The organism is Bacillus sp. S4 (assembly GCF_040838205.1).
GTDB classification, from domain to species: domain Bacteria; phylum Bacillota; class Bacilli; order Bacillales; family Bacillaceae_G; genus Bacillus_A; species Bacillus_A cereus_U.
Genome location: NZ_JBFPJI010000083.1, coordinates 1 through 13,131 on the forward strand (window position 1 = coordinate 1; position 13,131 = coordinate 13,131).

Sequence of the window (13,131 nt, forward strand, 5' to 3'; positions counted from 1 at the left end):
GCCGTATACATATAAATATATTTCTACATGTATAAATTAGGGTGGTATCGCGGGTAAATATAACTCGTCCCTTTCTTAAGGGACGAGTTTTTTGTGTTCTTACAATGAATTTACAAAAAAGGAGGCAAAAACAATGAACACTGTATCAAAAAAACATATTTTTTTCACAGGTCTTATGCTATTTTCTTTATTTTTTGGAGCAGGTAATTTAATTTTCCCTCCAATGCTTGGACAAAATGCTGGTGAAAACTTTTGGCCAGCAATGATTGGTTTTTTACTAACAGGAGTCGGCTTACCGCTACTTACTGTTATCGCCATTTCTCTATCAGGAAATGGAATGCAACAACTTGCAAGTCATGTTCACCCATCATTCGGAATATTCTTTACAGTAGTTGTATACATTGCAATCGGTCCATCTATGGGCATCCCACGCGTTGCTAATGTCGCTTATGAAATGGGAGTTAGTTCTTTCTTACCAGAAACTATTCGCTCTAGCAGCCTAGCGCTATTTTTATACACAGTCATCTTCTTTGCTATCGTATTTTGGCTTAGTTTAAATCCTTCTAAACTCGTCGATCGTATCGGAAGCGTATTAACACCTATTTTATTACTCTCTATTTTCTTATTATTCGTTAAGGGTGTATTTACACCCCTCGGGCAATCCGGACCAGCAATGCAAGAGTATCAAATTTCTCCAATTTTCAAAGGTTTTATGGAAGGATACTTAACAATGGATACCATTTCAGCACTTGCATTTGGAATTATCGTTGTAAATGCAATTCGCTCAAAAGGTGTGAATGACCGTAAATCCATTGCCATCGCAACAGCAAAAGCAGGACTTATTGCCGCTACCGGTCTCGTACTTGTATATGGTGCACTTGGCTGGCTCGGTACAACTAGTGTCTCTCTCGGATACGCAACAAATGGCGGACAGCTACTTACCGTTATCGTACAACAATTACTCGGTCCATATGGTTTAATTCTATTATCTCTTATCGTTACACTCGCTTGCTTAACAACATGTATTGGACTTGTATCTGCATGCAGTCAATACTTCTCAACATTATTAACGAAATTTTCATATAAAACGTTAGCAAGTGTCATTTGCTCGTTAGGATTATTAGTTGCCAACTTAGGTTTAACAAAAATTATCGCAATCTCTGTTCCTATTTTACTTGTTGTATATCCAATTGCGATTGTACTCGTATTACTATCATTACTTCATAAATATTTCGGTGGATATCGTTCTGTTTATGTAGGTGCGTTAATTGGATCTGCAGTTGTGAGCGTATTTGATGGTTTAAAACAAGGGAATATTCCTGTTTCATCTATCACATCTTATTTCGAGTTTATTCCATTATATAATGAAGGAATTGGCTGGTTAGTACCAGCATTAGTTGGGGCTATTATCGGTTTTACTATCGCAAAATTAAGTGGTGCCAAAGCAGTACCATTAACGGATCATTCACCTGAATCGAAAGTATCATAAAAAAACTCCCATTTCGGGAGTTTTTTACATTTGATAAGAAGTATGATTAAAGCTACTTACTTTATAAGCTTTCGTATAGTAATCAATATTCGTATCCACTGTTTCTACTTTTACAACATCATAGCAATCTTCTTGTTTTACTAGAAATAAATAATATTCTTCTGTCGCCTCAATAATTGCAATACGATCTATTTCAATATCATATTGTTCACAAAGTGCTTGCAACGCATTCACATAGTTACCTAATTTTTTCGTTTCATCCATTCCAAATATCGTTTGAACTAACATACACTCTCTCCCCTTTGTATGTACTGTTAACACCTTAATGATAACGCTTACATAATTAACCGTCAACAAAAAGCTTTGACCATATATAGCCAAAGCTTCCTTCTTATTTCGTCAATTGGTGTCTAAACGCATAAATAACCGCCTGTGTCCGGTCACTTACATTTAGCTTATTTAATATATTACTCACATGTGTCTTTACTGTTTTAAGGGCAATAAACAACTCATCTGCAATCTCTTGATTACTTTTCCCCTCTGCAATTAATAACAAAATTTCAGACTCTCTTTCTGTTAACTCCTCATGCAAAGGTTGTTCTTTCTTCTGACGCATACGAGACATCATTTTGCCAGTAACTTTCGGCTCTAATACCGTTTCCCCATCATAAGTAGCTCGTACAGCATCTGCAATATCACTCGCTCTTGATGTTTTTAATAAATAACTTGTCGCCCCCGCCTCAATAACAGGATATAACTTTTCATCATCTAAAAAGCTCGTGACAACTACAATTTTCGCTTCTGGCCATTCTTGAATAATAGCACGTGTCGCTTCAACCCCATCCATCTCATCCATAACAAGGTCCATTAAAATAATATCCGGTCTTAATTGCAAAGCTAACTCTGAACCTTTTCTTCCATTTTCAGCTTCTCCAACTACTTCAATATCTGGCTGCGTTGATAAATATGCTGATACACCCATTCGAACCATTTCATGATCATCAACTAATAATACTTTTATCATGATTCTCCCCCTCTCTCAATCATAATCGGTACTTTCACTTCTATTTGCGTACCTTTATTCGGAAAACTAAGAACTTTTAATGTACCACCAATTTCATGAACTCGCTCTTGCATTGACCTTAAACCGTATGAACCAGCCTTATTAACACCAACTTTAAACCCAACACCGTCATCAATAATTTTCAAAATCGCATATTGATCAATTTTACGAAGGCGTACTTCGGTTTTCTTTGCCTTCGCATGCCGTAAAGTATTAGACAGCGCCTCTTGTACAATACGGAATAAATGATCCTCTACACCTTTTTTCAATTGAATCGGTTCAATTAACCATTCAATTTTCATATGTTGCTTTCTAGACAGCTCTGTTAATAATTCTTCTATACCCTCTGTTAGTTTCTTACCTTCTAACTGCACTGGGCGTAAATGAAGGAGCAATGCTCTCATTTCTGATTGTGCATTTACAACCATATTTTCAACAAGCTGCAACTGTTTTTGCGTCGTGTCTGGAATTTTAGCTACTTGTTCATTAATGGCTGACATCATCATCGACATTGCAAAAAGCTGCTGACTTACAGAATCATGCAGCTCTCTCGCTAATCGATGCCTTTCTTGAGAAATCGCTTCTTGTCTCATCTCTTCATTCCAATGGGCTCGTTCATTCGTTACTTTTTGAAATAGCCCAGCTTGCTCCTCTAAGCGACGAGCAAGACCAATTACTTTTCGTTCCACTTCATGAAATTCATCATCCGCAGTAAATGAAACATCACTCGGAAAATTCCCTCGCTCTACTTCAAATAGAAAAGTATTTAATCCTTGTATACGCTGCTCTATATAATAACCGATTGCATATCCTACAATTCCTCCGATAAGAAGACTCGTACTTATAATAAACAAGCCAATTGGAACAGAAGCAATGGATTCTTTCCATAGTAAATCATAAACTTGTTGCTCGCTTTTCCATACATATACAATTGTACAAATAAGTGCGATACTCACAGAGGACAACATAGAATAACGAATATACATCCACGAAATATTCCTTTGTTTTTTCATTATACTTTCCTCACTTCCGTATCGCCTACGACAAGCGAAGAAATAATTTTAATACGACGAGGGGCTTCTTTATACTGTTCTGTTCTAAACGTAACATTACGGTTAAATCCAGTTTCTTCATGTCCTGGCAGGAGCACTCGCCCAACAATAACAGAATGATTTAAAGACAATTCAATATCATATGGTACATATAAACGAATATTACCAATGACGCCCCGAATAACAATAACCGTTTCCCCCTCTGGAATCATAGCAGTTGTTAAATCAATCTCGACGTCACAAGCACCATATTGGACGTTAATATCCTCTATTTCATAAATATGATCCATCATTCGTACATTACCTACAAACATATTTTTTATATACGGTTCTGTACGATATATTTGTTTTTCTTCATCTATATATCCCTTTTCTTTAATTTCAACTTTCATTGCTTTTTGCTGATGTCCTTGTTGAATAAGCTGATAACCAATTAAAGCTAAACAAGCAAACACAACAAGTACGAATGCTGCTGATGAAAATAAGAAGAATAAGAATACAATACCACCGACAAATAAAAATACATTCCCTCTTACATAACGATTCTTCTTTCGATAATGTCTTCCAAACATAATCATAATAAATGCAAATATTAGACCACCTGGTTCAAAATGTCCAAGTATCATATCAAGAAAAAGACCGAATCCAAATATGATGAGGAGCATCCCCATAAATTGTGTTTTTGAAAAGTGCTTCTTCATTTCAGCTCCCCCCTCTTTGTCACATATACATAGAAGAAAAGGCATTGCTTTCCAACACCTTTTCTCCTATCACTATATCATAAGCCTGTTTTATTATATACTACAATTATTTTGTTACTTCTTTCGTTAATGATACTTCATTTTTCTCTTTCATTTCACGCTCTAGTTTTGCAATTTTCATATCAAATGTATCACGCTCATGCTCTTCATTTATACGAAGCTCTACGTCACGAATGTGATCTTCAATTTCTTCGAATCGTAAGAACGGATTATTTTCATCCATTTTATGCATAGCAGTATTCATACGACGGTTTGCATGCGCCATATTTTCACGTGCCATTAATTCCATACGCTTTGCGTTCATTTCTTTTAATTTATTTTTCATTTCTGAAAGACGACGCTCTAACTCATCAATTTGCTCTACAACACCAGCATACATTTCTTCTAAGCGAGTTACTTGCCCTTCATAATACGCCACTTCTTCTAATGCACGTTCATGCAATTGCAATTCACCTGCTTCTTGTGCGATGATAGCTTGCTTTGATCTTTTATTAACGAAATAACGTGCTTGCTCAAGCTCACGAGCGAAGTTAGATTTTAATGTTTTATGACGCTGAATTAACTTCTCAATTTTTGTTATTTCACGCTCACTATCGCGTAAATATTGGTTTAACATAGCAATTGGATTTTTTCTTTCTTTCTCATCTAACACATTATGAAAATCAGCTAAAATTGCATCGCGTACACGTCCGAATAAAGATTGTTTCATTATAATCTTCCTCTCTTCTACTTTATAATTTGATTTGATTTATTTTATATTAGTTTTTCATTAACTTGTTCCACTCATCTTCAAAGTTGCTATATGGTTTAGAACTTTCTGGAGCAGAATCAACAACTACATTTTTTCCTTTTTTCCACTCACGGTATCCGTAGTATAAAACTACTAATGCTGCGATACCGATTAATGCTGGAGAATGAGAAAGTGCAATGGACAAACCGATTAAACCAACAATACCCCAAGCTAACTTTCCAAAAAACGATTTAGCTCGCACAAATGATTTATAGCTCCAGTACACAACTCCTGCTCCGATTGCGAATCCTACAATACCAGCAAGACTACCAAGAGCAATTAAAGCCAAAATACCGGCCGCGATAAACGCTAGAAATTGTTTCATCTTGTGCTTGCCTCCCTTCGATTTGATACTCTTATCTTAACTATTTTTTCATTTTTTCATAACGAGCTTAAGAACTGTTTTCGACTCAGACTTAAGACTGAGTTCCATTCAGCCTTTTGTAAAAATATAAGGAAAGATAGGATAACTCACTCTTTTATCGCACAGAAAAAGCCGTACAGAGAATATTCTCTGTACGGCTTTTTGTTGCTACGAATAAAATTCATATTTAATTATGCTGTTTTATGATACTCTTTCTTTTCCGCCACTTTAGAAAACCTGGGGAAACCAATTAATATAGAAATGATTCCACATACGCCAACTAAAATTGGATAAAATGCATATGGTAACAATTCGATCGGAGATAACGCAGCAAACCCTGCCGCTGTTAACATTTGAGCACCATATGGGATTAACCCTTGTATACAGCAAGAGAAAAGATCTAATACACTCGCTGATTTACGGGGATCAATTTCATATTGATCTGCAATGTTTTTTGCAAGCGGACCTGTAAAGATAATTGAAATCGTATTATTCGCTGTACAGATATTCGTCATACTCACTAAACCAGCAATGCCGAACTCTGCTCCTTTTTTCGAACGAATATTACGTGTTAAAAGATTCATTAAATATTGAATACCACCATTATACTGAATAAGCTCAACCATACCACCGATTAAAATGGCAAGTAATACTAATTCCATCATACTGCCCATTCCAGTCGTTACACTTTTAAAGAAACTCTCTAACGTATAACTTCCATCTATAAGACCGATAACACCAGATAGTACAGTTCCACCTGTCAATACGATAAGTACATTCCAACCAAGTAATGCTGTAACAAGTACACCTGCATATGGTAATATCTTCACCCAATCAAATGTTTGAGCTTTAATTTCTGTATCACTTCCTAAAGTAACCATTACTAATAGTACAATTGTAATGATTGCAGCTGGCAATACAATTAAAAAGTTCGTTTTAAACTTATCTTTCATTTCTGTTCCTTGCGACCTTACAGCTGCAATTGTTGTATCAGAAATAAATGATAAATTATCACCAAACATCGCTCCGCCCACAACAGTAGCCATCGTTAGTGCAATTGAAATATCAGTTTGTCCACTAATACCTACAGCAATTGGCGCTAATGCAGCAATAGTTCCCATTGAGGTTCCCATCGCTAATGAAATAAATGCCCCTATAACAAAAATTCCAGCAACGATAAATCCTTGTGGTAAAATAGATAACGCTAAATTAACAGTTGAATCCACTCCGCCCATTCCTTTTGCTGTTTCAGAAAACGCCCCTGCAAGTACAAAGATTAATACCATAATCATAATATCTGGATTTCCTGCACCTTTTGCAAATCGTTCCACTTTCACATTAAAACTTTCTTTACGATTCATCGCTAATGCGATTCCTACTGCAATTGAAATCGCTATAAGTATCGGTAATTTATAGAAATCACCTGTAATAATTCCAGAACCAATAAATAGCGCCAAAAATATTCCAAGTGGTAATAACGCTAAACCATTTCCTCTCGTTTCTTTCAAAGTATCATCTCTCCCTAGTTTTCAACCTTTTCTAATGAACAACAAAAGACCTCTTCCAACGAGAAGAGGTCTTATACATCTATAAGAAACACTCTTCTCATCTTTCAAGCACATGCTTGCTGGATTTGGCACAGCACTCTGAAATCGAGTCCGCTGCCGAGGCATCGTAGGGCCAGTCCCTCCGCCTCTCTTTATAAGAAGGTTTCATATTTATTTTTTAATAATAATTTCTTTCCTAACTTTACTCGCTTACAAAACAAAAGTCAATTATTTTTTGTATAGATTTTTTTGGTAATTATACAAAAAGGTGAATAAACCAATCACTTTAACTTTTCGATTTCTTTATCCAATATTGAGATCCAATAAAATTTTCTATTTTTTATCGTCGCGATAATCCATTTTGTTGTATTCCATGCTAACTCATATTCTTCCTTTGTAACTTCACCAATTTTGTAAGCATCCTCTAACTCGTCTTCATCCAGTACATAGACCTCACCGTTCGGTAACAATACTACATCTAAATATAAATCATCAAAATAAGGTAAACCACGATCGTCTATTTTAAATTCTTTCGTCACATCGATATAATATTGCACTAATTGTTTTTGATTGTCTAACATAGCTGTAATTGCAAAGTTTTTGCCGTTTATAAAATATTGCATCCATGTATACCCATCACCTGCAATGCAAAGCTCTTTACTATTGTATTCTTTATAACTAGGCTCTCTCACCTTTTTTATATCCAATATTCCTAACATACCTGCTTCAACTTGTTTTACTGTGTATGTCTTCTCTATTAATCGCTTCCACGTAGAACCATCACCGTACTTACGTTTCATAACTTTCTCTCCTCTTCTACATACAGAAAAGCTCTCACATAATATGTGAGAGCTTTTCAAATCATAATTAAGCCGCTTGACCCTTTTCAGATATCTCTTTTAAATAGGCTTGTCCTTTTTCAGCGTCATATTGACCTTCCCACTTAGACATAACTACAGCCGCTAAAGAGTTACCTACAACGTTAACTGCCGTACGAGCCATATCTAGAATACGGTCAATACCTGCAATAAATGCTAAACCTTCAGCTGGAATACCTACTGTACCAAGTGTTGCTAATAATACAACGAATGATACGCCCGGTACACCCGCGATACCTTTTGATGTAACCATTAATACAAGTAATAATGTAATTTGTTGTGTAATGGATAATTCAATACCGTACATTTGCGCTAAGAAAATTGCCGCAATTGCTTGATATAACGTTGATCCATCTAAGTTAAATGAATAACCTGTTGGAATAACGAAAGATGTAATTGCTTTCGGACAACCGAATTTCTCCATTTTTTCCATAATTTTCGGTAAAACCGTTTCTGAACTTGCTGTAGAATACGCTAAGATCAGCTCGTCTTTTAAAATTTTAAAGAATTGGAAAATGTTAATACCGAATATTTTCGCTGTAAGCCCTAATACGACCACAACGAAGAAGATCATTGCTCCGTATACTACAATGAGTAATTTCCCTAATGGAATTAATGAAGCTAATCCGAATGTAGAAACTGTAACACCAATTAATGCGAATACACCAAATGGTGCAAACTTCATAACTTGGTTCGTTACATAAAACATTGCATCTGCTACACCTTGGAAAAATTGTAGCACTGGTTTACCACGCTCACCAATTGCTGCTACACCTAAACCAAATAATACTGAGAAGAAGATAATAGCAAGCATATCACCTTCAGCTAATGATTTCATAATGTTCGTCGGAACAATATTTACAAACGTATCCGCAAACGAATGACTTTGTACTTGAGCTGTTGTTTCTGCATATTTAGAAATATCAGTCTTTGTTAATTTATCCATATCAACGCCTTTTCCAGGTTGGAAAATGTTCGCTATTAATAGACCAACAACAATTGCAAGTGTTGTAATAATTTCAAAGTAAAGAATTGTTTTTCCGCCTAGTCGGCCTAACTTCTTAACATCGCCAACACCAGCAACACCAACAACGATACTTGCTACAACAATTGGTACAACGATCATCTTAATTAATCGAATGAAAATATCACCAATTGGTTTTAAATAATCAACCACTGCCGGATTGCCAAAGAAAATCGCCCCAACTGCAATACCAAGCGCAAGTCCTATTAAAATTTGCCATGCAAGTCCTATTCTTTTCATATTTGTTGTAACCCCCTCTTCGATGTGTCACTCTATCTCTCATTCTATTTCTATAAAACATGAAATTAAGAGTATTACATATTATTCGACAATTCACTACATTTTGTCCCTGTTAAAAATCATAAATCAAAACTTAAAATCTGACAACAAAATAAGTTTGCCCGAATGCAAATAATTTTCTTGACAAAAATAAAACCCATGTCAGAAAACCTAACATGAGAACGATTCCTCACTAGTGATTTATAGGTTTTTAAAGTAATGTTTCACCATCGAAAACTCCATCATTTTCCATGTTTTTTTTAGAACAAAATAGAAAATGGTGCATTTTTGTATGCATGCAAAAATTTCACTTTATGACAAACACTACGAAAAGATACTAAATTCCGACAAAACTTAGCAAATTTATAAAGTTTTCTTTACATTATGATTACAACGATAGACACCCTTCTTCTTCTTATGATATATACATTCATAGGGAAAGGAGCAAGACAACAATGAAAAAGAAATTTGCAGCATTTAGTGTTTTAGCAGCTGGAACGATTTTCGTTTCCCCGTTACTTTCACCCGTATACGCTGAAACGAATGAAAATAAATTATCTAATATTCAATCCGAATTAGAAGGCAAACAAAATGACTTACAAAATAAATCAGCTGAGAAAGAACAAATAGAAAAAGAAATCCAGGAATTACAAAAGAAAATCGACGAATTAACTACTTCTATTAATAAAAACGAAGCTGAATTAAACGATACAAAAAAAGAAATTAGCAACACACAACAAGTTATTACTGAAAAAAAGAAACATATAGAGCAATTACAAACGAACATAGATACACGGCAGGAAGTTATTAAACAACGACTACAATCTATGCAAGAAAAGCCTCGTACGAGTATCATTACAGAAGTAATAACAAGTTCTGCAAATATTGCCGATCTTGTTGATAATATGTATTCTGTAAGTTTAATTTTAAATAACGATACAGATATTGTGAAAAAGCAAACAAGTGATCAAAATGCTTTGACGACAGAAAAAGAAGCTGTTGAGAAAAAAGAGCAACAACTGAAAGAATCCGAGCAAAAATTAGTACAAAAACAACAAGAGTTACAAAATAACCAACAACAGCAACAAACTTTTATTAGCGATCTGCATACGAAAGTAGCAAAAGTAGATTCTGAGATTGAAGGATTAGAAGAGTCAAAAGGCATTTTAGAAAACCAGCGTCAAGCTGTTCAAAAAGCAATTGAAGAAGAAAAACGTGCAGAAGAAGCGCGTAAAGTTGAAGAGGCACGCAAGGCTGAGGAAGCAAAAAAACAAGCCGCCGCTTCTGCTAAAGAAAGCACACAATCCGCACCAACACCACAAGATACGAACAAAGGTGGATTTATTAAACCAGCAGCTGGATCGAAAACTTCAGGATTTGGTACACGTTCTTTAGATAACCATAAAGGAATCGATATTGCCGCTTCAGGGACAGTGCCAATCATGGCTGCTGCAGATGGCGTCGTTATCCGTTCAGAATTATCATCTAGTTACGGAAACGTTGTATACTTATCTCACCGTATAAACGGAAAAACATATACAACTGTATATGCACATATGAGTAGCCGTTCTGTATCTAATGGACAAACTGTAAAACAAGGTGATCAACTTGGGTTTATGGGAAATACTGGCCAATCTTTCGGACAACATTTACACTTCGAACTTCACCTTGGAGAATGGAATGTCGGTAAGACAAACGCTGTCGATCCATCTCCTTATATCGGACTATAAAAAACTCGGTTCAGACCGAGTTTTTTTACTACCATTTCACACTTTTTAGGCATTTTACATAAACTACAACTAAATGCCTATATTTTGCGGGGTGGTAAATATGAATACACAATTACAAGAAGAAATAGAAGAAGCTAGAGAAACATACATCGGTCGGTTATTTACATTCGGCGGCTCAGCGTTATTTTTAATTGGATCATTTATCGCAGTTGTCACAGCTTATAAAGCATATAATCGCTTATTAAATACTTCTACAACATAATAAAAAGACGGAGAAATCTCCGTCTTTTTATTATGCAAACATTTTAAATACGCCTACCGCATTTAAAAATACGATAATTACAGTTACCGGAATAACATAACGAAGTAAGAAGAACCAAATGTTAAATAATGTTTTCCCTTTCGTTTCCGTAACTTCTAATTCTTTCATTAATAACTCTTTACTCATTTTATTTGGTACGAATAGCGAAATGGCTAGTACTCCGAGTGGCAGTAACACATTACTTACCGAAAAATCGACGAAATCAAAGAATGTCTTACCAAATATTTTCACATCACTCATAATTCCAAACGATAACGCTGATGGAATTCCAACTGCAAAAATAAGAATACCAATTAATAACGAAGCTGACGGACGCTTCTTCTCATTATCTTTCGCAACAGATGCTACTACAATTTCAAGCATTGAAATCGCAGATGTTAAAGTCGCAAAGAAGAATAAAACTAAAAACATAATGAAGAAAAATTGTCCAAATGGAATTTTCGCAAAGACAGCAGGAAGAACGATAAACAGTAGCCCTGGTCCTTCTGTCGGTTTAACTCCTAATGCGAAAATCGCCGGAAAAATCGCTAATCCTGCAAGTACTGTAACAAATACAGTTAAACTTACAATAGATGTTGCTGATTTAGCTAAATGCTCTTCTTTCTTTAAATACGAACTATACGTTACCATTACCGAGGCACCTACCGTTAGTGAGAAGAAAGATTGTCCCATCGCATATAAAATCGTATCTGCTGTAAGCTTTGAAAAATCTGGTTTTAAGAAGAACTCTACCCCAGCCATAGCACCATCAAGTGTTAACGCACGAATAATGATAGCAATAAATAAAATGAATAATAGCGGCATCATGTACTTACTTGCCTTTTCTATGCCTTTTTCCACACCTTTACTAACAACAAAAATGGTACAAAGCATAAAGATGAATTGCGCCCCAATCGCACTTACTGGATTTGCAATTGTTTCAGCAAACAATTGCCCATAATCGACTACTCCGTTCCAGAAACCACCTGTGACACTATAGTATAAATAAAGTAAAATCCATCCACCTACAACACTATAAAAAGATAGTACGCTAAAACAAGTAACAACCCCCATACGACCAATCCAAGGATATAACTTGCTATTTGGTACTAATACTTTATAAGCTGTAACTGCCTCTTTTTGAGTACTACGGCCAATAACAAATTCAGCTACAAGAAGAGGCATACCAATAAATATAGTTAATAGTAAGAATACAAGGAAGAATGCGCCTCCCCCGCCATTACCTGCAACATATGGAAACTTCCATATTGCCCCAAGACCTACTGCGGCTCCCGCTGCTGCGAGTACAAAGCCTATTTTCGACGTCCATTGCTGTGTTTCTTTCATTATAATTTCTCCTTTTCTGAATATTATAACTTTTATCAATTATACACTTTCATTTCATACTCGCACACCTCCTTTAGAAAATAAAAAAGTCCCCTACACGCAAATATGCATGTAGAGGACGATATATGTAATAGAATACCGTGGTACCACCTCAATTGGATCAATAAATCCCACTTGTTCAGGTACAGGAAAATTCCGATACCCTATCCTTTTAACGGCGGAACCCGGGTTGCCTACTGCAATGTTCAGCATACCTCTCGCAAGCCCATTCTGTATATTTTATCGTACCGGGCTCACACCTTACCCCAGCTCTCTGAACGCATCAAATATACGTACTCTTCTTGCTCATCGATTTCATCTTTTGAAGTTACTTGTGATTATAAATTATATTCTTATAGTTGTAAAGCACAATTTATTCATTATCCTATATGAACCTTTCTCTCTAATTCTTGTAAAAACAATTCTCTTTTTTCTCCATTTAGAACATATACTGACTTTAATACTTC

13 protein-coding genes, 1 pseudogene, 1 riboswitch and 1 other annotated feature are annotated in these 13,131 nt (G+C 35.5%); of the genes and pseudogenes, 3 read left to right on the plus strand and 11 right to left on the minus strand.

Going from position 1 to position 13,131, the window contains the following annotated elements:
* Positions 1–133: 133 nt before the first annotated feature.
* Positions 134–1,489 (plus strand): branched-chain amino acid transport system II carrier protein BrnQ3, encoded by a 1,356-nt coding sequence (gene brnQ3 / locus AB3X48_RS10940; protein WP_088098862.1) that lies wholly within the window; start codon positions 134–136, stop codon positions 1,487–1,489.
* A gap of 24 nt (positions 1,490–1,513) precedes the next feature.
* On the opposite strand, the gene AB3X48_RS10945 is transcribed toward brnQ3, so the two are convergent.
* The 9 genes from AB3X48_RS10945 to gltP all read right to left on the minus strand — a co-directional run bounded on the left by AB3X48_RS10945 (position 1,514) and on the right by gltP (position 9,208).
* Entirely contained in the window at positions 1,514–1,870 is a 357-nt protein-coding gene (locus AB3X48_RS10945) for a DUF3992 domain-containing protein (RefSeq protein WP_078179588.1), read from the minus strand.
* A 10-nt stretch (positions 1,871–1,880) separates the two neighbouring features.
* On the minus strand, positions 1,881–2,513 hold the full coding sequence (locus AB3X48_RS10950) for a response regulator (RefSeq protein WP_000598709.1): 633 nt from the start codon (positions 2,511–2,513) through the stop codon (positions 1,881–1,883).
* Entirely contained in the window at positions 2,510–3,565 is a 1,056-nt protein-coding gene (locus AB3X48_RS10955) for a sensor histidine kinase (protein WP_088098861.1), read from the minus strand. Before AB3X48_RS10955 ends, AB3X48_RS10950 begins: the two co-directional genes overlap by 4 nt.
* Positions 3,565–4,305 (minus strand): cell wall-active antibiotics response protein LiaF, encoded by a 741-nt coding sequence (liaF, locus tag AB3X48_RS10960; RefSeq protein ID WP_002158641.1) that lies wholly within the window; start codon positions 4,303–4,305, stop codon positions 3,565–3,567. The genes AB3X48_RS10955 and liaF overlap by 1 nt, the downstream gene beginning before the upstream one ends.
* A gap of 106 nt (positions 4,306–4,411) precedes the next feature.
* The gene (locus AB3X48_RS10965) at positions 4,412–5,074 is read right to left on the minus strand and encodes a PspA/IM30 family protein (protein WP_088098860.1); all 663 of its coding nucleotides are present in this window, start codon (positions 5,072–5,074) and stop codon (positions 4,412–4,414) included.
* 49 nt (positions 5,075–5,123) lie between these two features.
* Entirely contained in the window at positions 5,124–5,480 is a 357-nt protein-coding gene (locus tag AB3X48_RS10970) for a lmo0954 family membrane protein (protein WP_002149463.1), read from the minus strand.
* A 230-nt stretch (positions 5,481–5,710) separates the two neighbouring features.
* A complete protein-coding gene (locus AB3X48_RS10975) occupies positions 5,711–7,027 on the minus strand; it encodes a Na+/H+ antiporter NhaC family protein (protein WP_016104299.1) in 1,317 nt (438 codons plus the stop codon).
* A 94-nt stretch (positions 7,028–7,121) separates the two neighbouring features.
* Positions 7,122–7,227: riboswitch (SAM riboswitch) on the minus strand.
* Between the two features lie 120 nt (positions 7,228–7,347).
* On the minus strand, positions 7,348–7,866 hold the full coding sequence (locus AB3X48_RS10980) for a ribonuclease FAU-1 family protein (protein ID WP_078179586.1): 519 nt from the start codon (positions 7,864–7,866) through the stop codon (positions 7,348–7,350).
* Between the two features lie 67 nt (positions 7,867–7,933).
* Complete coding sequence (gene gltP, locus AB3X48_RS10985; RefSeq protein ID WP_002186318.1) at positions 7,934–9,208, minus strand: glutamate/aspartate:proton symporter GltP; 1,275 nt, start codon at positions 9,206–9,208, stop codon at positions 7,934–7,936.
* 494 nt (positions 9,209–9,702) lie between these two features.
* Between gltP and AB3X48_RS10990 the strand changes: the two genes are divergently transcribed.
* Positions 9,703–10,977: a murein hydrolase activator EnvC family protein gene (locus AB3X48_RS10990; RefSeq protein WP_088098859.1), complete on the plus strand. Its 1,275-nt coding sequence runs from the start codon at positions 9,703–9,705 to the stop codon at positions 10,975–10,977.
* Between the two features lie 100 nt (positions 10,978–11,077).
* Positions 11,078–11,239, plus strand: a complete 162-nt coding sequence (locus AB3X48_RS10995) for a hypothetical protein (RefSeq protein ID WP_002158647.1) — start codon at positions 11,078–11,080, stop codon at positions 11,237–11,239.
* Between the two features lie 30 nt (positions 11,240–11,269).
* On the opposite strand, the gene AB3X48_RS11000 is transcribed toward AB3X48_RS10995, so the two are convergent.
* Both AB3X48_RS11000 and AB3X48_RS11005 read right to left on the minus strand, forming a co-directional pair.
* The gene (locus tag AB3X48_RS11000) at positions 11,270–12,625 is read right to left on the minus strand and encodes a sodium-dependent transporter (protein ID WP_133059480.1); all 1,356 of its coding nucleotides are present in this window, start codon (positions 12,623–12,625) and stop codon (positions 11,270–11,272) included.
* Between the two features lie 111 nt (positions 12,626–12,736).
* Positions 12,737–12,983: a binding site (T-box leader), on the minus strand.
* 61 nt (positions 12,984–13,044) lie between these two features.
* Positions 13,045–13,131 (minus strand): annotated as a pseudogene (locus AB3X48_RS11005) (NAD(P)-binding protein); the annotation flags it as partial.

Bases quoted from the DNA above. Each gene is read 5' to 3' on its own strand.
- brnQ3 (WP_088098862.1), top strand. From the start codon at position 134: ATGAACACTGTATCAAAAAAACATATTTTTTTCACAGGTCTTATGCTA.
- AB3X48_RS10950 (WP_000598709.1), bottom strand. From the start codon at position 2,513: ATGATAAAAGTATTATTAGTTGATGATCATGAAATGGTTCGAATGGGT.
- AB3X48_RS10955 (WP_088098861.1), bottom strand. From the start codon at position 3,565: ATGAAAAAACAAAGGAATATTTCGTGGATGTATATTCGTTATTCTATG.
- liaF (WP_002158641.1), bottom strand. From the start codon at position 4,305: ATGAAGAAGCACTTTTCAAAAACACAATTTATGGGGATGCTCCTCATC.
- AB3X48_RS10965 (WP_088098860.1), bottom strand. From the start codon at position 5,074: ATGAAACAATCTTTATTCGGACGTGTACGCGATGCAATTTTAGCTGAT.
- AB3X48_RS10970 (WP_002149463.1), bottom strand. From the start codon at position 5,480: ATGAAACAATTTCTAGCGTTTATCGCGGCCGGTATTTTGGCTTTAATT.
- AB3X48_RS10980 (WP_078179586.1), bottom strand. From the start codon at position 7,866: ATGAAACGTAAGTACGGTGATGGTTCTACGTGGAAGCGATTAATAGAG.
- gltP (WP_002186318.1), bottom strand. From the start codon at position 9,208: ATGAAAAGAATAGGACTTGCATGGCAAATTTTAATAGGACTTGCGCTT.
- AB3X48_RS10990 (WP_088098859.1), top strand. From the start codon at position 9,703: ATGAAAAAGAAATTTGCAGCATTTAGTGTTTTAGCAGCTGGAACGATT.
- AB3X48_RS10995 (WP_002158647.1), top strand. From the start codon at position 11,078: ATGAATACACAATTACAAGAAGAAATAGAAGAAGCTAGAGAAACATAC.
- AB3X48_RS11000 (WP_133059480.1), bottom strand. From the start codon at position 12,625: ATGAAAGAAACACAGCAATGGACGTCGAAAATAGGCTTTGTACTCGCA.